Genomic DNA, 16,669 nt, shown 5'->3' with positions numbered 1-16,669 from the left:
TTAATAAAGGTCTGCTGCCATGCCTAAGAAAAGACTCATCAGGATCAATTATTCACACTTTCAATTACTTTTCGAAGCGGCCTAATTATTGATTCGAACTGAGTAGATCCACTAGCGCATGCTTTAGTAGTCTTGCAGTATCAAGGTTACGAGATTTTGCCTCTTTTACCAATTGAGCTTTAGAAAGTTGACCCAATAAGAACTTAGAAGTGTTCGGGACAGGAGTCGGAGCAGGTTCAAAGAAAAAGCCTGTTTCAACTAGAGGCCATAAAGGTTTTGTGAGCCCTGTTTTTGCACTGAACAGATGTTTGCTGAGAGACCAATAAATTCGATCCTCTTCCGCAACAATGGCTCTAGCGGTTGATAAGGCATCGATCTTCCTTAATTTCCCAGCGTCTGGTTCGATCTTCAGGCGCTGTATCTGATTGGCAATCTCGTCCTCTGAAGCACGATTTATATTTATAGGAGCTAATGGCTCTAACTCAGAGAGATCAGGTGATGCATATAAAAACTGTGAAAGTAAAGGAAAATTTGTTTTTGTGATTCCGCATTTTGCTTCACCCAAAATTTCTAGAGATGACCAAAATCTTCTTGTGGGGTCATTAGCAAATTCTTGGACTAGCTTTTCTACTTTTATCTTCGAAAATTTCTTGATCGTTCTTTGAATATATTCCAGTGCAGTTTCAAATTCATTGGCATCTAAATTGCAGATATTCAACCTAGGATTTGAAAGACCAAGTTCATACTTCCAGACTTCTCCTGAAATTTCGTCAACACCAATTCGGAGAGCGAGTACCCATTCTTTTCCGGCCTGCATAAGAGCATGAAATATTTCGTGCCCTTGAATCAGTCGATAATTACCACCTCTTTCTGGAATAACTGTAATAGGAATGAAATTTAAAGAGTCTTTATTCTCTAAGTAATTATTTGATAAACCTAAAATTTTAATGTCATCCATTTCTGGATCATCTTCAATAAAGATGTCCTTGGTTGGTATACGGATTAGATCAATAGATGTTTGGCTCATGATTAATCGGAAAATTCATTTAAAAGAAAATCAAAGGCACTTCTTGCCCTGATAAAACGAACAACGCCTGGTAGTCCCTTGGCATCCATGATTGACCTTGCAATATCTGCTGTCTCAACAATCTTTCTTAGTTCACGTCCTTTATTCTTATAAAATATTCGTTTTAATTCTATTTGGTTTTTAGTATTACTAGCAGCATCAATCTGTTTCTTCACGGAGTTTCTTGTCACAGTCGCAATCCATGTGGATCTCCATCTGTTAAACCAGATACCTAGGCTATAGGGACCACCATCTTTACGTATCTTTTGTGTAGATTGGATATGATCAATTGCAGCTCTTGCATAATTTCTTATTGAATTATCATTTTGATATAGAGCGACTGGAAGTATACAATCTGCTGCACTTACTGCTTCTTTGGAGAAGATGCTCTGCTCATAATTAGGAGGTGCATCTATAACTATGTAATCAAAATTCTTTGCCATTCTTAAGCATAATTTCCTTAGCGCTAATCTCTCATTAGCTGCAAAATCTTTAATATATTCACTACTTAAGCGACTTAACTCTTGATCTGCTCTAAGCACCTTGACTTCAAAGGAGAATCTTGGTTTTCTACCTTTAACTGGAATATTTGTAAATGAATGTAGAGAGTTGTTTATATCTTCTGTCGTCAACTTTTTTAAATAGTCTGCATCTAAAAGTCTTTTTGTTTCTCCTTCGCTAGGATCCATTTTGCAATTGGCTGTCAAGTCTCCTTGGTTATGATCATAATCAACTAACAAGACTCTGTTTTTTTCTTTGTTTCCATAAGTAATTTTCTCATTAAGTAAAATAGCAAGGCTTTGCGCAATGGTTGTTTTCCCTACACCACCTTTATTATTCCAAACAGTAATAATTGTACCTCTTTTATTATTATTCGTCTGAATATTCTGCTGGAGGTATTTAATTGTTTGACTGATGTTTTTCTGGTTTACAGATAATATTGGACTGATTGGGTAAGATAGCATTCCATGTTTTCTAAAGAGCTGTACATTTAGCCCATTGAAAATAATTCCATAACTAACTGACTTACATTTAATGCCTCGCAAATACCCTTGGAGTTGAAATACTGTGTCAGCATATTTCTTTGTCTCATCTGTAAAAGAAATCGAAGGTGATTTGCATTCAATAATTAAATCTGGTTTTGCGAAAGTTGAAGTTTGAACCGATGACTCAAACTTTGCTGCAAAGTCAACTTTTTTGCTCGCACCACATTGATAAGGAGCTTTTATATTTTCTTGGGAAATTCCTAAAATATCTAGAAGATGGAGAGTAAGAATTTCGACTTCCTTCTCAGAACCTTCGTAGACATTCTGATCTTTTTCCCAATACTCACATTTTTGGGCTATTTGATTTATTAAACTTTGAGTTTGCTTTGACGTTCCCATTCTTTCCAAAGAGCCTCCCTCTTCATATGGTCTAGCAGTCCTTTCTGGAAATTTCTTCCTTCCAATTTAAACAAATGCAATTCCCTGCTATTCATTTCAATTTGGAGAAAAAGCTAAATACAAGATCCAAACTATTGTTATGAAGAAGATCACGGTCGACAAGGGATGAAAGATGGCACCTCCACATACCAGCTTCTTGCAAGATTATTTGCATCGTCGAAAGCTCTTCTCAAAGGCTTGCTAAGACTGCCAAGGTTTTTGCTAGATGGTCCTACCCCATATCTCAAGGAGATCCAACTAAAGAACGAGCAGATCGCTTCTTTTGAATACAAACTGGAAACTAGTGAAGCCAAAGCATCAGAACGAGATCAATGCCTAAGCGAATTAAAGCAAGTCAAAAGGAAACTAGAGCAAGACAGTAAAGAAATCGTTGATTTGCGAGAGAAATTAGAGGCAAGTGAAGCGAAAGAATTAGAAGCACGTCAAACCCTCCGTAACCTCCAGGAGAGACAAGTTCGCGAATTACAAAACAGCAAAGAAGAAATCGCTGGATTAAAGGAGCACTTAAAAGACAAGTTGAAGCAATGTGATGACCAAGAAGTAGTAATCAAAGAAAACCTGCAAGCCATAAAACAAGGTAATGATGAAATATCTTCGTTAAAACAACAGCTGGAGATCAGCCAGGTAAAGGAACAAGAACTCACAGAAGAGTTGGAAGCTCAGGTTTCAAAAGGCTTTCCAGATCGAATAAGGGAATTTTTTACAGGTACAGCCAGAAGAGAGGGATCAGTTAGAAAAGATGCCTATCAGACTCTTGAAGTACTACTTAAAATCATTGAAGAATTAGAAGATGTCGGTGATGCCCTCGCCGCTGGGTATAAGGAGTATCAGACAGGAAGAAGAAATTATTCAGGTGGTGCACCGATCGCAGAATTGACTAATGCCGTAAGTAGCTTCAACAAAATTTGGAGTAACACCAAAGAGGAGATCAAGCCTTTACTTGACAAGCAAGGGTCAATGAAAGAGATACCCAAATAGAGCAATGGGACAGATAGCTGACGCTTTACGTGCAAATCTTCAAAAGGTTGCTCAATCAGATGCCAGAAGCCTTAGAGCTTTAGAAGAAGGGCTCAACAGTATTGGCAAGTCTAAAACAAGTCCTGACAATGCTTTACCTGAATCTGTTAAAGATCTTCTTGGCTCTGGAACATTTGAGAAACAGACAAACAAGACTCTTCAATCTCTTTGCAAAGAAAACGGGGTCAAAGGATTTAACAAGCTCAAAAAGGCTGGACTAATAACTGCTCTTAAAGAGAAGGGCGTAGAGCCACCAGCAAGGCCAATAAATAGCCTTTCAAAGAAAGAGTTGGTTGACCTGGTGAATCTGTTGATGTGAATTGGTTCAACCATTTACTTGGTATGGATGTTCCAGCGGTTGTTTAAGAAGAAGGATTCCTAGCTGCATGAAGTGTTGAGCTGGATCATCTAAAAAGAAATAAAACTGCTAAGGCGGCATAATTCAGATATGAAAAGCTTGTTGAGTATCTTTTTTTCATGTCTTCTAATAAAAAAGGTCAGAGACCTTTATCTAGTAAAAAAAGAGGTTATCTTTTAGCCATACTTGGTGGGACTCTTGGCGGGCAAATTGGATGGATTACATCACCATTGGTTTTATACCTATTAAATAAAAAGCTTAAGGAGAGTGATGAGAAACAACCAAATAGATTTAAGTATTGGGCATTAATTGGATTGATTGGGGCACCACTGAGTATGTATTTTTCGATATTAATTCCAGATTCCAAAAACTATGTAGATAAGGTGGAAGTAACTCCTTGGGCTACTACAAGTGAATGCATAAGACAATTTGACAAAAGTCTTCCAGAAGGTAGCCGTCAAATTCCAAAAAAATATAGCCGATACCTTTGTAATTGCCTTGTCAAAGCTGGTAGTGATGGTTTTATTACTAACGACGAAAGGTATGATTGCTATAAAAAAATTAGCAAAAAATACCCAGAATTTATTATTAAGTATGTAAAACCCTTATTGCCCGACTTCATGCAATAACTATCAATCAAAATATAAAACATAAATATTGCTATGGGGCTTTATGTCCCCTTTTTTATTGCTTTAAAAAATCAGAGAAATAATTGTTAGACCTCCTAAAAAATAAATAAGTGCTTGTTGTTGTTCTTTGAGGTTTTTGATTACCGCTTCTTGCTGATCGACCAACTCGCAAGCAGAAGTAATCACCTCGTCCTTACTGGACGCTTTAGTGATGTTCATTAGATTTAGAGAAATGCTTTTGTCGATGGAGAGCCAACAAGCTCTGCGCTACGACCTCCTTATTCTATGAAGCGACTACTACTTGCACCGCTGTTCTTAACCCTTTTGACACCTGCTGCTTTTGCGTCTGAGAAAGACTTCAAAGTTAAAGATACTTGTGCTCGATATTATGCAGCTCAATTCACAGCTAAGCAGGCATTAAAACGATTAGGACTTAAGAATATGAGGGGTTCAAAGTTACCCGATTACGAATATGTCTATCAATACTGCCAGGTTTATCTAGGTGGAGGTTTATCAGGCGGTACTTTATTGGATTGATTAAGGGACTGGCTCAAAGGTTCTTTAGCGTAGGTTTACTGTTGGGATAATTATGAAAAACTAATTGAAGAAGGTTATAAATAAAGAATTTTGGGAAAGTCAAAATTCCATTACTCATTGTTTTTATTGACATTTATAGCTAATGAACTGAGCTAAAAAAGAGGTGATATTTGATTAGTCAAATGTTTTTGAAGAGTTTTCGAGTAATCTATTTAATTCTAAGAGTTCTTCTTTGGTAAATTCGCGATATTTTCCTGTTGGTACGTCTAACTTAATATTCATAATTCTTACACGCTTTAATGATTGTACTCTGTAGCCTAAGGACTCACACATTCTCCTAACCTGACGGTTAAGTCCTTGAGTGAGTATAATTTTAAATTTTTTTGCCCCCAATTGTTTTACGAAACAATTCTTAGTTATGGTTTCTAATATTTTAACTCCATTACTCATATTTTGAATAAAGTCTCTATTAATCGGACGATTAACGCTTACGATGTATTCTTTTTCATGATTATTTCTTGCTCTGAGTATTTTATTTACGATATCTCCATCGTTAGTTAAAAAAATCAATCCCTCACTGGGCTTATCCAATCTTCCAATAGGAAAAATTCTTGTAGGATATTTAATGAAATCTATAATATTGTCGGGTTCTACTCTTCTATCGGTTGTGCAAACAATTCCAACAGGTTTATTAAAGGCTAAGTATATGTTTTTTGGGTTCGTTGATTTTTCTATTCTTTGACCTTCAACTGTTACTTGATCACCTTCCTCTACCTTGGTACCCATTTCTGGAATTTTACCATTAATGTCTACTTTTCCTTCTTCAATTAGTCTATCTGCGACTCTTCTAGAACAGTAACCGACTTCACTTAAATATTTATTTATTCTGGTAGCCATTTTGTCAAAGTTACCTTTTATTTATTTTAAATATGCGGACAAATATTGCTTTATTTGTCATGACAAACTCGGCAAAATTAAGCTAAAAAATAACTATAGCGTAAAAAACTAGTGTTACCAATATGCTGTTCGGTGCTTTGGCATGATGGATTGATAATTGCTTTTCAATTAATGGCTGACAACTGCGAGATGACGTGGCAACCAACAGAAGAACAAGTGGATAAAATCATTCTTCCTGGCATGCAGGATATAGCCAAGCAATGTGCTGGATATATCAATCAACTTCAATGTCCTCCAGAGTTTATTGCTGTAATGCTTAAAGATATTGCAGATGCCTTTGAGTCACCTGTCGCTGAAGGTGATGACGATTGCTCTTGTTGTTAAAACTCATTGCTTCAATAGTCAAAAGTCCAATGCCTACAACTGCTTAGGGAGCACTAGGTCGCAGGTTCGAATCCTGTCGCCCCGACTGGCTTTCAAGGAATGGGATTTTGGCTTTATCCCAAATTTATCCCAAAATAGGGTTTTAAGAGGAGTTAAAAGGACTTATGGATACCCTTTTCCCAATGTTGTTGCTAGTTGGTTCAACCATTTACTTGGTTTGGATGTTCCAAAGGTTTTTTAAGAAGAAAGATTCATAGCTTTTAAAACTGACTGAAGTGTTGCCCTTTGACAGGTCCAATATGAGATGCTCCTCATTCTTATACAAAATTTTCATGTCTAAGGGGTATTGGATCGTTACAACAACAGTCACTAATCCAGAAGGGTTTGGAGAATATGTAGAAGGCTTTGCTACCTGGATTGAATCAATTGGTGGCAAGGTTGCTGCTAAAGATCTAGATGCAAAAACTGTTGAAGGTAAAGGCGGTCATCTTGCTGTGATCATTGAATTTCCATCTAAAGAAGTAGCTTCAGAGGCTTATAACAGAGCCGACTATCAAGAGTTAAGTAAATTACGCTGGGCCAACTCTAGTGATACCAACATCATAATTATGGATGCCTCAGTAACTCACTAAAAGTAAAGGAGAAAATGATGGGTGAGATGCCAACAGTAGAAGCAGCAAATAGAGCAGTTGGGACTATTGGACTGTTTTTGTTTATTGGAACCTCTGCCTATTTGGCTTGGCAGTTCAAAAGGTTTTTGGGGAAATAAATAATGCAAAAACTGCTAATCACTCTCGGGCTTGGAATTGCCGCTATAGGTGTTCTCTACCCTTATTTAAGGCAATTAGGTTTAGGACAACTGCCAGGGGACATAATTCTGAAGGTAGAAAACTCAACTTTTTATTTTCCAATAGTTAGTTGCATTGCTATTAGTTTGCTTGTTTCGGTTCTCTTTAACTTGTTCCGGTCCTCCTAATGCCCTTTACAAAGCCTATTCCTGATTCTGTTATTAGCTTTTGGAAAAAGCTAATAATTGATCTCAAACGCAACGGAAAGAAAGAACCTGTAAAAGCAACTGGAGTTTCGTTCCATAGAAACGTCTTCCTAAATAATTAGGTTGAAACTTTCAATCGTTTTATTTCTTTTAGCGTAAAGATCAGCAGTTCCATCAGGAACAAAAAAAGGATAAGGGGCCATCACAGCCCCTTATCGCCTTGTCCTCAGTGATCCTAATCACCGAATATTGGTAAGCTTTATGCTTTAACTACCTCTTTCTCGGCTGGAGCTAGTGCTTTGAGTTCCTCCTTCAATTCAGTTTCACGTTCATCAAGAATTTTGATACGTGATTGATAATTGGCCTCAAGGCGCTTGCGTGATTCAGTGAGGTTGTCGAGTTCCTCTTGATGCTGTCTCTTTTTGAGCTCCTCTAGTTGACTATCAGAGACGACATAAACAGTTCGATAAGGAGCAAAGAAAGAATCAGAAAAGAAGCTATCAAAGAGTGATGTATGCATGGTGGCCTTTGCGAAGTACATAACTACTTTGCACCGAGTAGTTCGAATATAGAAGGATGTAAACCGAAGTCTCCTATTCGGTCTCTACTACTCAGATCGGTTGCCACTACTATAATGTTGGGTTAGCCGAAAACAGAAGGCCAGTTATCTAGACCACCGACATTGGTCTGCATAACGTTGAGAGATTTGCGCATATCCTTTTGAGACGAGTATCTTTTGAATGTTCATTCGATCTTTAGATATCTCTGAAACTGTTCGTCCAAAACGATCTATGTTTATTCGGCGAATCGAAACTTGTTCGCCAGCAACTAACTTATTGAGATAATCTCTAGCTGCTTTTGCTGGTACAGGATCAGCTCTTGAACCACGTAGTTCAGGTGTATCGATACATGCTAGTCGTATTTTTTCACCTTTCGTGGTTGTACAAGTGTCACCGTCATAACAGCTTTTAATAGTTACTAAAGCACTTCTGTTGGAGTAGTAATTGATCCCAACGATAACAATTAAAGCTCCAAAACCAATCTTGAACAAATCTGTTACGCAGCCGAAGCACCCTTTAATCATTGTTCTTTTTTTTCTTCATGTATCTAAATGTCCTGGACAAAACTCCTTAAAGGGTTAAATCACTTAATCAGATCCCTTAAAGAATAGAGTATTGGATATAAATCAACACCAATCTCTTGGTGTTGGAATATCTGGTTCACAACCAATAATATAGAATTTCTCGCTCTCAAAAGCTTCTAGAGTTAGCAAGCCCGATAAAGCTGGCTTGATTTGTTTTTTGCCACATATTAGGCATATTAGTAGCTTTCTAGTTACTAGAAAGCTACTACATAAACCAGGTATTTTGGCTAATTTCATGCTAAAGATCTCTCTCTTGCGAGCTTAAAGGCATTGCTAGTAGTTAATTATTTGAGTAAGGATAATTTCTATCGTGCAGCTCTATTGAATGACCCATGTGGGTTAAAGACAAAAAAAAGACCCTTGCGTAATACGCTGGGCCTGGGTGATGGGGAATCTATTTTTAGTCCATCTAAATCAAGAAATCAACCCCCACATATGTCGCTAAAACTTCCATCACACCACACTACGGATAGTGTCTACAATCTAAATAAATAAGAGATTCTACTCATTTGTATTTAAAATTTTATTAGTATAGTTCCAACCAAAAGGCCCGGGTGATGGGGATTACTCGGATCATTAAAACCCCTCTATTAGAAGGGTTTTTTTATTGTCTAAACACTGTCTTCATGAAAAAGTAGAATGGAAATGTGCTTTTGATCCAAATGGGATTCCCACACTGCCCTATTTGTGTCGCTCTAGGATTTTTATCCCTTTGTTTAGGTGTTACTCGCACTCACATGTTCTTTTTTCTTTTCAAGGAGTTTTTAAAGAGAAGAAAGACTGTTATTTATGCTTTGAGGTAGGTACAACTTAAATTTTATAGACACTATTGCCTAAACATATTGCAAGCACTTGGATCTCAGAAGTTAAGCATGGCACGTCCTGGCTCATTAATAAACTCAAATTATGCCTATCAACAAACCTATTCCTGACTCTTTTATTAGCTTTTGGGAAAAACAGTTTCAAAAGGGCAGAGAAATAATCATTAGACCTACTAATAAATAGAAAGTCCTTCATTCAGAGCGACCTTTTTTCTGCTAAAGAGGAAAAACTAAATTTGCGGAATGGAGATCATTGAAAATGCATAAAATTATTGATTGGCATAAGTCATTCGTAGAAAAAGCACAAAAACAACTAGGGATATCTAATTACGCTCTCTATTGGTATGGTTTTTTAGAAGGTGCGTTGGCATTTTGGATAGTAACTAAATTTGCTGGCCTGTTTGTTAACAAAAGTCCAGATCCTTTTTTTTGATTCTGGGCGAAGGGAATACAAGCCCCTCTCATGCATCAAAGCCCGAATCCAAACAACCCACCCACCCCCTCTTTGTGGTAGTCAATGCCTAGAGAGATGAAGATTTAAATTAAATAAGCTACAAAGGGAACTAGAGATATGACTAAATGGTTTTATGGACAAAAAAGGTGCCAAAGGTTATTGGATCTCAACTTCAACAATTATTAATCAAGACCTCTTTTCTGAATACGTAGAAAAGGTAGGGCCTTGGCTAAAAAAAATTGGCGGTGAAGTATTCGCAAAAGATACTGAGCCTCAAGGCAAAGAACAAACTCAGTTAGCAAACCTAGCAGTAATTTGTGAATTTCCTTCAATGCGTGCAGCAGTTGAAGCTTATGAATCAGTGGAATATCAAGAACTCAGCAAAATCCGTAAAGCTGCTACAGAGAATGCAACCTTCACGATCATGGAAGGCATGGATGAAGCAACAAAATTAAGAAGGGCTATGGGCAAATAGTGAATCCTGCTCAATCATCTATCGCTTTATTAGCTGGTGCCATTGAAGACATATCTCTTTGGTGAATTGTTATCACACTTAAAGAAGGGAAAATAGAACAACGGAGACAGGTAAGCACAAAGTTTCATGTACCTTTTAAGTAAGCCGCCCAGTAATCCTTCTTTAAAAGTATTGTCCTTTGAGAAACTTCTCCATGCATACGGTTTCACAATCATTGGTAGTTTCATCAATTGAACAAAAAGACATGCATTCAAAGTAATCATCTATCGCTTCTCTGTCTTTTGTATCACTAATCTCATTCCAAGCATTTTTCATAATCTTTTCTCCGCTTACTACTTACAAAATATCTGCTCGATACATAACTGCCATCGGCATTACTTCCTAAAAATTGAGAAAAAGCGAAAAAGTTTCAACACTTATAGCAATGGCCACAGTTAGGACATCGAGTAGAAAAAGTAAGACACGTTTCTTTACTTCTTTTTTAACATTTACTATCTACAAAAAACCTTGACATGTCCTCTAGAACCATTACCAAGACTTAGCTTTAGTAATACTCTGAAAATGGGAGCTGATAAATAAATTAGTTTAGTCTTCTTAAAATTTTGCCCCGTCAAGATGAACAACTGTAATGAGATACTCCGCCAGCATTAAAGAATTCAAAAGGTTTTCGTCTATCGTACTTCCTCTCCACCTCAGTTGTTTGCTCGTCATAGGGATTCCTAAGCACATCCTGAACCTCCTTGATCAGGCTGTAATCTCCTTGTTCAGCCTTCTGGTAAGCAGGCGCGATCAACCATTCACGCCAGGTGTACTTCGGGTTAACACGTTTCATAGCTTCAGCTGTAATTCTCATATCGCAATTCTTTGCGATGTGATTACGCCACCGTTTCAGCCAGCGATTCCACTGGGAATCGATCTCATCAGAACTAGCCATGTAAAAGCTGTCTTTTAAAGGTGTAAGTTCATCTGGAAGAAAAGACAGCTTTCGAAAAAAGATCGTGAAGTCGACCTTTGAGAGAAACATCAGTTGCAGAAGTTCATTGACCAAGGTTTCGTCATAACTAAACAGGCCGAGCTTCTTAACCCACATTGCCTCTATTTGCTGCTTCATTGCTTCCGCAAACCCCTCTCGGATCTGGTCGAGACTGACAAGAGCCTTCTTGTTACCAACAAGCAAGGGACGTATCGCTGAGCAAAACATCTGGTAATTAGCTTCAGCAGCAGCCATTTGGTTGAAGAATGAAAAGTGTTCGCCCCCTCCGGTCCAGGGTTGGAATTTAGGGTGGAACAATTCACAGAATCCGAAGGGACCGTAGTCGAGGGTGAAGCCACCCGCGGCGCAGTTATCACTATTAAAATTACCCTGGCAATAGCCAACTCGTATCCAATTGGCTACCAATGATGACAGTCGTTCGCGAAACAAATGCGCCAACTCCACCACTTGATCTATAAAAGCAAGTCTTGGATCAATCGCCTGCTGGTAGTTCCTCGCAATAAGGTGCTTTACGATCATCTGTAACTCGTTCAAAGAACCCTTATGTGTATTGCTACGTGCACGACGAGCGAAAAGCTCAAGTTGCCCAACACGTAAAAACGAGGGTGCCACTCGTGTTGTGATCGCCACAGGATTGTCCACCATAATATCGGGGTCGATAGACGTGGAGTCCTGAGAATACCAAGGCCTACGAACTGTTTCAGATCGAGACACATACAATGTGAGAGAACGTGAAGTCGGTATTCCAAGCGCCTGCATATACTCCTGCGCTAAAAACTCGCGCACGCTTGAACGGAGAACGGCACGTCCATCAGCACCTCGGCAATAGGGGGTCGGCCCGCCGCCTTTCAATTGCATCTCCCAGCGTTTGCCGTTGAAGAGGCCTTCAAAGACCGAGATCGCACGGCCATCGCCGTATCCATTGCCCGTTCCAAATGGGCACTGCTGTATATATTCCGTGCCATAGATCGAAAGAGCATAGCCCGTCGCCCAACCAAACGGTCGCATTGGCTGTAGTGCAACTGTGATGTCCCCGGAAAATAGACGGCGAAATTTTTCATCAAAAGCTAGCTCATAGCTCAAGCCAAGTTCATCAAACAAGCATTTACTATGAGAAATGTATTCCGGCGCTTGAATAGCTGTAGGGGTAACAGGCACATAATGGCCTGAAAAGACTTGGCGAGGGCGATGATCGTGCCCATCCGCAGTCGCATGAGGATCCGCTTGGAGTGAATCCAAAAGCGAATAGTCAGCACGTTGTGAAAACTCTTTAAAAGTTTTAGTTTTCGGCGATTCGAGCATGCTCGAGGAGGAGGACATGAGTCGATCATCCATTACTCTTAGTTTTTGGGCTGCCTTGATATGGCCCTGTAAAGGAGTTTATCCAAAACTGCATAGAGATTATCTTCAAGATACTTTTCATTTTGATTCATAGGTTTAATTTCTTTTTAGCTAACAAAGTATTTAGACTTGTTTTGCGTGACAATAGAGCTTCAAGTCAATAAGGAGCCTATTTGTATAGGAGGGTCCTTATTTGTTTTTTACACAATTTATTTCCTTCAAGGTTCTCAGCAATAATCTTACGAGTTTTGACTATCTATTAAAAAGGGACTCTTTCTCTACTCTAATTTTTTGAATAGCAGCAATGACTTTGCCCCACAAAGAATAAAGTTCATATCGATTTTGCGGGCTCAAGTCTTCAATTATTTATTAAGAGCAATCAAAATTGAAACTAATCTTTCATCCTCACTCACTATCGAAAATAATTTCTCTCACTCTCTTCAATTTTAGAGAATCATGCAGCAAAGGTGGAAGTCCTCATGCTGCTTTACAAATCAATTCATCACTGAAACCTACTTGAAATAGAACTTGAGCTAGAGAATAGCCTCCCTTATCTCATTGCTGAAGGTAAAATTGATTATCTATCCCCTCTTTCAAAGAATTAGGGTAAATACCACAGTTAAAATACTTGGGTGTTTGTGCACTTTTATTTCTTAGAAGTTTGAAGTAGATATCTATACAGAAGCCAAGGGCTGTGGGTGTTGGGCTTAGAGTCTTATGGCTTTAGGAGGGCTTTACGCCCTCCGCAAAAACCATATGGGCCAAAGAGAGCCTGAATGAACAGGAAGATAGCTGAGTGATAAATATCGACATTAGAGCTGCGACAAGAAGGAATTGAAAGCTTGTTAATTAACAGGTCGCTGTCGAGTTGGAGGGAATTGCAAGCCAGTAGAGGTTTTACTTGGCACTTTATTTGCCAATTGAGCGAGATAAGAATCAAGTTCTACTTTTGTACCCCCAAGATAGTTCCCACATTCGTCAAAAATATTGTTAGACAGAGATGCAGCTAAATCCTCTTTCGAGGCTGACATGATTTCTTTAATGATAGGAGAAAACAATAAGCCTTTTGATAATTGAGCCGCAGCACTCTCTCCGGCTTTTTCAGGAGTGTTCCCATTCCCAATAGAAGCACAAAACTTCTCTGAAAACTTCTTGCTTAGATCTGAAACCGCAGGTGACAAGCCTGCAGTAGATGCAAAAGTCACAATTGGGGTAAGAAAAAATGTTATAGCAATAAGCCAGGCAAGTACTAATCGTTTCATATTTCCATGTATGCCATAAATACTAATTATACCCGGATTCTCAAAAAGATTGAAACACAAGCCAGGCATAACAAGAGTTGTCGACTAGCTGTCGACTAAAAAGTTAGTATTGTCATTTTTTCTTGAGTGACAACTTTCATCTTCAGGCAACTGGCACCAACCACTTTCCCATACATTTTTGTCCTTTAGCTCAGCTATAGAAACTATGATTGAGAATTCTTTTTGAAGGACTGAAAATAGCTCTATCCATCGTTTAGCTCCCTTGCCACCATAATGTTTCACCTCGAAGTGGCGATACCCTTCTCGCTTTTGCAAAGAAGTCCAAGCTTTATTAGGTGGCCATCTCATTAAAACCGATGGATATAATTACCATCTTCTGCTTGAAGAAGGGGAAATAAGTAAAACAAGAAAGGGAAAACTTCTGGAAAATTAACTTTGCTCTTAATTAATTAAGAGTATAAAACTTCGCATTCCTTCGGAAGCGAAGCATCTAACTTCCGTTTGCATTCAATACACAAAAACAATCCTTTCCTAGACCAAAAGGAATTATTTATATCTTTCCTGCACAGTTGGCAATGGATTTTGGGAAGTTCTAGCATTTGTCAAAGCCAATTCTTTCTAGTCTCTTCAGCAAATTTCTTACTGATTTTAATTGCTTCAGTCCTTTCATAATTGAGTTCTACTGAAGCATATTTCTTCTGTTTTTGTTCCTTTGTAGCATTTGCCACTTGAATGCACCTGATAAAAATTCTTTTAGGACTATGATTTTTTCATAACGACTACCGTTTTGAGTACGTTGAATCATTAATTAATAGTTAAAAATCGCTTGCTAACAAGCCTAGAAAGAAAATGTCTGATATTTCCTTCAAGTGACAGTTGCAAAAAATAAAATGAATGTTGCTTTAAAAGTCGTTCTGGATCATCAAAGCGAACCTCGAGCATAAGGTGGTGAATTCGAAACTCATTACTTAATGCCCACCAATCATCAGAAGCTGATGCAAATGGTCAAGGGATAGCTCGAAGAAGCACACAGTAAAAGGACGGCTCGCCTAAGAAGGGAAAGGACATCCAGTCTTCAATCATTTATGAAGCAAGATATAACCGAAGATTCGCTAAAAGATATCTGGGCATCTAATTGCAAGTCTTTGTTGATAAAACGAGCCTTTAAAAGATTGATCATTTCAATTCTGCTTAGAGCCTTAGCAGTTTCTAGAAGCGTCTTCCAGCATTCCTTGAAAAGGTTAGTTTTTACTAAAAGCAGCTACTAATAAAACATATATTTTCGATCGATGCATTGACAACCACCTGACGTCAGGATAGTATATTTGTACCACTCACTTAATCGTGCCAAGTTTTTTCGAGAAGATGATTTCACTTGTTTCTTCAATGCCATTCAAAAAGCTCCTCACAGTTTCACGGACAACTAGAAGACGTTCGTCTAACGAAGCATGGCTCTCTTACTCTCACAGATTCTCCACAAAAAAATGATTCCAAACGGATGGCTTATAGACCCAAAAGGTAAATGCTTATTGCTATTCCAAAAAGAGCCTATGGGCCTCAAAGGATCACCTAAAATCTTTATGGACAAGTGGGATTCAACCTCTCAGGGAACACCTTCAAAATTCAGAAATAGAAGGAAAGTTGATATTCAGCCAGCAATAGAGACATGGAACGAGCTGATAGGAAATGGCTGGAGACACCTTCAATTCCACGATCTAGTTGCTTAAAACAGACTCTAATATGTCGCTGACCTTGTCTTCATTTGTAATTCTTACCCTATCTGTGATAGATGTAGAAAGTGGACTTAACTACTCAATATGTCTCAACTAACCATCAAAGTTTCAGCCAAGGCTGAGGCAATGATAGCCACTCTTCAGAAGGAGATCTTTAACCGTCGTCGTAAAAAAGTAACTGCACAAGGTGTAGTTGAAACTCTTGTCGAAAGCGGTGCAAAGTCTCAATCTGACAAGCGCTATGCAGCTTCTTGGAAGAATCTTATTAAGGACATCGAGAAGGCTGCCAAGTCAGCTGAAGTGCACGGCAACAAGCCTGCCAATGTTTCTTCCGAAGAATGGGCTTTAATCGTTGCTCATCGCACACGCAAAGGATCAGGTGTCTCGAAAGCAGCCCCTAAGAAGCGTGCTGTTAAGAAAGCTGTTGTGAAGAAGTCTGCAGCTAAAAAAACTGCAGCTAAAAAAACAGTTACTAAGAAATCTGTAGAAAAGAAAGCTTCACCTTTAGCAGCAGCTAAGCCAAGGAAGGCTAGACGTGCAAGAAGAGCAACCAAAGCTGTAGCAGCTAAGTAGTTCTTATTACCAATGGAATCAAGAGCTCAGAAAGTGAGATGCTTTCTGAGCTCTTATTATGTTCACCTATTGGCAAGATTTTAATGCTTTTATTAATTACTGCTCTTACATCCCTCATTTGAAGTTTAGAGTTATCAAAGAGATTATCTAAATTAGGATTTAAGTGCGAACCACTTCACTCTTATAAGTCTGGACTTGCAACTCTGAAAGCAATTTTTTCAGAAACTCTATCCTAAGCAAAATCTTTCAACCCTGATTGATAAATTGTATAGGGACTCAATCTTCACTAATAAAGAATTATCTCAAAACAAATAGATGTCTTGCTAAATTCCATAATTAAGCACATGTCAATTCAGCAAGGAAGCTTTGAATTAGCAATATTTGGAGTGATTTTCTTTGCTCTTCAGCTTTGGTGGATAAAAATGATTGTAAAGAATGGGCAAGAGCAAGAAGTAGTAGCAGGAACTACTAAAGACTCGTTAGCAGAGCAGAAAAAGCGATTAGAAGCTCTACTCAGAAAATAAGATGACAAAGACAATCATGCT

Annotated in this window: 25 protein-coding genes; 13 read left to right on the top strand and 12 right to left on the bottom strand. The window is 38.4% G+C overall.

From position 1 onward, the window contains the following. Window positions 1-85: 85 nt before the first annotated feature. Both O5635_RS00400 and O5635_RS00395 read right to left on the bottom strand, forming a co-directional pair. The gene (locus O5635_RS00400; RefSeq protein ID WP_036903476.1) at window positions 86-1,027 is read right to left on the bottom strand and encodes a hypothetical protein; all 942 of its coding nucleotides are present in this window, start codon (window positions 1,025-1,027) and stop codon (window positions 86-88) included. A gap of 2 nt (window positions 1,028-1,029) precedes the next feature. Then, a complete protein-coding gene (locus O5635_RS00395) occupies window positions 1,030-2,451 on the bottom strand; it encodes an AAA family ATPase (RefSeq protein WP_152557333.1) in 1,422 nt (473 codons plus the stop codon). A gap of 165 nt (window positions 2,452-2,616) precedes the next feature. On the opposite strand from O5635_RS00395, the gene O5635_RS00390 reads away from it, so the two are divergent. From O5635_RS00390 to O5635_RS00380, 3 genes are all read left to right on the top strand, one after another. Continuing rightward, on the top strand, window positions 2,617-3,489 hold the full coding sequence (locus O5635_RS00390) for a hypothetical protein (RefSeq protein ID WP_036903482.1): 873 nt from the start codon (window positions 2,617-2,619) through the stop codon (window positions 3,487-3,489). Between the two features lie 4 nt (window positions 3,490-3,493). Then, window positions 3,494-3,847 (top strand): hypothetical protein, encoded by a 354-nt coding sequence (locus O5635_RS00385; protein ID WP_036903484.1) that lies wholly within the window; start codon window positions 3,494-3,496, stop codon window positions 3,845-3,847. Window positions 3,848-4,005: 158 nt separating this feature from the next. Then, window positions 4,006-4,515 (top strand): hypothetical protein, encoded by a 510-nt coding sequence (locus O5635_RS00380; RefSeq protein ID WP_036903486.1) that lies wholly within the window; start codon window positions 4,006-4,008, stop codon window positions 4,513-4,515. A 63-nt stretch (window positions 4,516-4,578) separates the two neighbouring features. Here the strand turns inward: O5635_RS00380 and O5635_RS00375 are convergent, their stop codons facing one another. Further along, on the bottom strand, window positions 4,579-4,734 hold the full coding sequence (locus O5635_RS00375) for a hypothetical protein (RefSeq protein ID WP_193742050.1): 156 nt from the start codon (window positions 4,732-4,734) through the stop codon (window positions 4,579-4,581). A gap of 66 nt (window positions 4,735-4,800) precedes the next feature. Between O5635_RS00375 and O5635_RS00370 the strand changes: the two genes are divergently transcribed. Beyond that, window positions 4,801-5,052, top strand: coding sequence for a hypothetical protein (locus tag O5635_RS00370; protein ID WP_052043084.1), 252 nt, complete (start codon window positions 4,801-4,803; stop codon window positions 5,050-5,052). A gap of 174 nt (window positions 5,053-5,226) precedes the next feature. Here O5635_RS00370 and rluF read toward each other — a convergent pair whose 3' ends face one another. After that, window positions 5,227-5,949 (bottom strand): 23S rRNA pseudouridine(2604) synthase RluF, encoded by a 723-nt coding sequence (gene rluF, locus O5635_RS00365; RefSeq protein WP_036903488.1) that lies wholly within the window; start codon window positions 5,947-5,949, stop codon window positions 5,227-5,229. 171 nt (window positions 5,950-6,120) lie between these two features. Here rluF and O5635_RS00360 point away from each other — a divergent pair, with 171 nt between their 5' ends. The 4 genes from O5635_RS00360 to O5635_RS00345 all read left to right on the top strand — a co-directional run bounded on the left by O5635_RS00360 (window position 6,121) and on the right by O5635_RS00345 (window position 7,309). Next, window positions 6,121-6,333 carry a hypothetical protein gene (locus O5635_RS00360; RefSeq protein WP_036903807.1) on the top strand — a complete coding sequence of 71 codons (213 nt, stop codon included), beginning with the start codon at window positions 6,121-6,123 and terminating at the stop codon, window positions 6,331-6,333. Next, window positions 6,311-6,574 carry a hypothetical protein gene (locus O5635_RS00355; protein ID WP_036903489.1) on the top strand — a complete coding sequence of 88 codons (264 nt, stop codon included), beginning with the start codon at window positions 6,311-6,313 and terminating at the stop codon, window positions 6,572-6,574. Before O5635_RS00360 ends, O5635_RS00355 begins: the two co-directional genes overlap by 23 nt. A 91-nt stretch (window positions 6,575-6,665) precedes the next feature. Beyond that, on the top strand, window positions 6,666-6,965 hold the full coding sequence (locus O5635_RS00350; RefSeq protein ID WP_036903493.1) for a DUF1330 domain-containing protein: 300 nt from the start codon (window positions 6,666-6,668) through the stop codon (window positions 6,963-6,965). Window positions 6,966-7,105: 140 nt separating this feature from the next. Next, a complete protein-coding gene (locus O5635_RS00345; protein ID WP_036903495.1) occupies window positions 7,106-7,309 on the top strand; it encodes a DUF2905 domain-containing protein in 204 nt (67 codons plus the stop codon). Window positions 7,310-7,586: 277 nt separating this feature from the next. On the opposite strand, the gene O5635_RS00340 is transcribed toward O5635_RS00345, so the two are convergent. From O5635_RS00340 to O5635_RS00330, 3 genes are all read right to left on the bottom strand, one after another. Continuing rightward, window positions 7,587-7,847, bottom strand: coding sequence for a hypothetical protein (locus tag O5635_RS00340; protein WP_052043085.1), 261 nt, complete (start codon window positions 7,845-7,847; stop codon window positions 7,587-7,589). 144 nt (window positions 7,848-7,991) lie between these two features. Beyond that, window positions 7,992-8,411 (bottom strand): thermonuclease family protein, encoded by a 420-nt coding sequence (locus tag O5635_RS00335; protein WP_081934337.1) that lies wholly within the window; start codon window positions 8,409-8,411, stop codon window positions 7,992-7,994. 102 nt (window positions 8,412-8,513) lie between these two features. Next, entirely contained in the window at window positions 8,514-8,708 is a 195-nt protein-coding gene (locus tag O5635_RS00330) for a hypothetical protein (RefSeq protein WP_052043087.1), read from the bottom strand. An 843-nt stretch (window positions 8,709-9,551) separates the two neighbouring features. Here O5635_RS00330 and O5635_RS00325 point away from each other — a divergent pair. Both O5635_RS00325 and O5635_RS00320 read left to right on the top strand, forming a co-directional pair. Beyond that, entirely contained in the window at window positions 9,552-9,725 is a 174-nt protein-coding gene (locus O5635_RS00325) for a hypothetical protein (protein ID WP_193742051.1), read from the top strand. Between the two features lie 154 nt (window positions 9,726-9,879). Continuing rightward, window positions 9,880-10,221 carry a DUF1330 domain-containing protein gene (locus O5635_RS00320; protein WP_036903501.1) on the top strand — a complete coding sequence of 114 codons (342 nt, stop codon included), beginning with the start codon at window positions 9,880-9,882 and terminating at the stop codon, window positions 10,219-10,221. Window positions 10,222-10,383: 162 nt separating this feature from the next. Here O5635_RS00320 and O5635_RS00315 read toward each other — a convergent pair whose 3' ends face one another. The 5 genes from O5635_RS00315 to O5635_RS00295 all read right to left on the bottom strand — a co-directional run bounded on the left by O5635_RS00315 (window position 10,384) and on the right by O5635_RS00295 (window position 14,546). After that, the gene (locus O5635_RS00315; protein WP_193742052.1) at window positions 10,384-10,536 is read right to left on the bottom strand and encodes a hypothetical protein; all 153 of its coding nucleotides are present in this window, start codon (window positions 10,534-10,536) and stop codon (window positions 10,384-10,386) included. A gap of 295 nt (window positions 10,537-10,831) precedes the next feature. Then, on the bottom strand, window positions 10,832-12,535 hold the full coding sequence (locus O5635_RS00310) for a protein adenylyltransferase SelO (protein WP_036903813.1): 1,704 nt from the start codon (window positions 12,533-12,535) through the stop codon (window positions 10,832-10,834). A gap of 866 nt (window positions 12,536-13,401) precedes the next feature. Further along, the gene (locus O5635_RS00305; RefSeq protein WP_269607599.1) at window positions 13,402-13,887 is read right to left on the bottom strand and encodes a hypothetical protein; all 486 of its coding nucleotides are present in this window, start codon (window positions 13,885-13,887) and stop codon (window positions 13,402-13,404) included. Between the two features lie 15 nt (window positions 13,888-13,902). After that, window positions 13,903-14,166, bottom strand: a complete 264-nt coding sequence (locus O5635_RS00300) for a TIGR02450 family Trp-rich protein (RefSeq protein WP_052043088.1) — start codon at window positions 14,164-14,166, stop codon at window positions 13,903-13,905. Window positions 14,167-14,420: 254 nt separating this feature from the next. Beyond that, window positions 14,421-14,546, bottom strand: a complete 126-nt coding sequence (locus tag O5635_RS00295) for a hypothetical protein (RefSeq protein WP_269607598.1) — start codon at window positions 14,544-14,546, stop codon at window positions 14,421-14,423. Window positions 14,547-15,302: 756 nt separating this feature from the next. Here O5635_RS00295 and O5635_RS00290 point away from each other — a divergent pair. The 3 genes from O5635_RS00290 to O5635_RS00280 all read left to right on the top strand — a co-directional run bounded on the left by O5635_RS00290 (window position 15,303) and on the right by O5635_RS00280 (window position 16,648). Continuing rightward, entirely contained in the window at window positions 15,303-15,545 is a 243-nt protein-coding gene (locus tag O5635_RS00290; protein WP_036903820.1) for a DUF1651 domain-containing protein, read from the top strand. Between the two features lie 90 nt (window positions 15,546-15,635). Continuing rightward, window positions 15,636-16,124: a hypothetical protein gene (locus tag O5635_RS00285; RefSeq protein WP_269607592.1), complete on the top strand. Its 489-nt coding sequence runs from the start codon at window positions 15,636-15,638 to the stop codon at window positions 16,122-16,124. Window positions 16,125-16,468: 344 nt separating this feature from the next. Continuing rightward, entirely contained in the window at window positions 16,469-16,648 is a 180-nt protein-coding gene (locus O5635_RS00280) for a hypothetical protein (RefSeq protein WP_036903881.1), read from the top strand. Window positions 16,649-16,669 lie beyond the last annotated feature (21 nt).

It is taken from the genome of Prochlorococcus marinus str. MIT 0919 (assembly GCF_027359375.1).
Lineage (GTDB): Bacteria > Cyanobacteriota > Cyanobacteriia > PCC-6307 > Cyanobiaceae > Prochlorococcus_D.
Note: the sequence above shows the minus strand (reverse complement) of the source record. Positions and strands in the feature narration are given on the sequence as shown.

Excerpts from the sequence above, each read along its gene's own strand:
- O5635_RS00400 (WP_036903476.1), bottom strand. The coding sequence starts at position 1,027 with ATGAGCCAAACATCTATTGATCTAATCCGTATACCAACCAAGGACATC.
- O5635_RS00395 (WP_152557333.1), bottom strand. The coding sequence starts at position 2,451 with ATGGGAACGTCAAAGCAAACTCAAAGTTTAATAAATCAAATAGCCCAA.
- O5635_RS00390 (WP_036903482.1), top strand. The coding sequence starts at position 2,617 with ATGAAAGATGGCACCTCCACATACCAGCTTCTTGCAAGATTATTTGCA.
- O5635_RS00385 (WP_036903484.1), top strand. The coding sequence starts at position 3,494 with ATGGGACAGATAGCTGACGCTTTACGTGCAAATCTTCAAAAGGTTGCT.
- O5635_RS00380 (WP_036903486.1), top strand. The coding sequence starts at position 4,006 with ATGTCTTCTAATAAAAAAGGTCAGAGACCTTTATCTAGTAAAAAAAGA.
- O5635_RS00375 (WP_193742050.1), bottom strand. The coding sequence starts at position 4,734 with ATGAACATCACTAAAGCGTCCAGTAAGGACGAGGTGATTACTTCTGCT.
- O5635_RS00370 (WP_052043084.1), top strand. The coding sequence starts at position 4,801 with ATGAAGCGACTACTACTTGCACCGCTGTTCTTAACCCTTTTGACACCT.
- rluF (WP_036903488.1), bottom strand. The coding sequence starts at position 5,949 with ATGGCTACCAGAATAAATAAATATTTAAGTGAAGTCGGTTACTGTTCT.
- O5635_RS00360 (WP_036903807.1), top strand. The coding sequence starts at position 6,121 with ATGGCTGACAACTGCGAGATGACGTGGCAACCAACAGAAGAACAAGTG.
- O5635_RS00355 (WP_036903489.1), top strand. The coding sequence starts at position 6,311 with ATGACGATTGCTCTTGTTGTTAAAACTCATTGCTTCAATAGTCAAAAG.
- O5635_RS00350 (WP_036903493.1), top strand. The coding sequence starts at position 6,666 with ATGTCTAAGGGGTATTGGATCGTTACAACAACAGTCACTAATCCAGAA.
- O5635_RS00345 (WP_036903495.1), top strand. The coding sequence starts at position 7,106 with ATGCAAAAACTGCTAATCACTCTCGGGCTTGGAATTGCCGCTATAGGT.
- O5635_RS00340 (WP_052043085.1), bottom strand. The coding sequence starts at position 7,847 with ATGCATACATCACTCTTTGATAGCTTCTTTTCTGATTCTTTCTTTGCT.
- O5635_RS00335 (WP_081934337.1), bottom strand. The coding sequence starts at position 8,411 with ATGATTAAAGGGTGCTTCGGCTGCGTAACAGATTTGTTCAAGATTGGT.
- O5635_RS00330 (WP_052043087.1), bottom strand. The coding sequence starts at position 8,708 with ATGAAATTAGCCAAAATACCTGGTTTATGTAGTAGCTTTCTAGTAACT.
- O5635_RS00325 (WP_193742051.1), top strand. The coding sequence starts at position 9,552 with ATGCATAAAATTATTGATTGGCATAAGTCATTCGTAGAAAAAGCACAA.
- O5635_RS00320 (WP_036903501.1), top strand. The coding sequence starts at position 9,880 with ATGGACAAAAAAGGTGCCAAAGGTTATTGGATCTCAACTTCAACAATT.
- O5635_RS00315 (WP_193742052.1), bottom strand. The coding sequence starts at position 10,536 with ATGAAAAATGCTTGGAATGAGATTAGTGATACAAAAGACAGAGAAGCG.
- O5635_RS00310 (WP_036903813.1), bottom strand. The coding sequence starts at position 12,535 with ATGTCCTCCTCCTCGAGCATGCTCGAATCGCCGAAAACTAAAACTTTT.
- O5635_RS00305 (WP_269607599.1), bottom strand. The coding sequence starts at position 13,887 with ATGCCTGGCTTGTGTTTCAATCTTTTTGAGAATCCGGGTATAATTAGT.
- O5635_RS00300 (WP_052043088.1), bottom strand. The coding sequence starts at position 14,166 with ATGAGATGGCCACCTAATAAAGCTTGGACTTCTTTGCAAAAGCGAGAA.
- O5635_RS00290 (WP_036903820.1), top strand. The coding sequence starts at position 15,303 with ATGATTCCAAACGGATGGCTTATAGACCCAAAAGGTAAATGCTTATTG.
- O5635_RS00285 (WP_269607592.1), top strand. The coding sequence starts at position 15,636 with ATGTCTCAACTAACCATCAAAGTTTCAGCCAAGGCTGAGGCAATGATA.
- O5635_RS00280 (WP_036903881.1), top strand. The coding sequence starts at position 16,469 with ATGTCAATTCAGCAAGGAAGCTTTGAATTAGCAATATTTGGAGTGATT.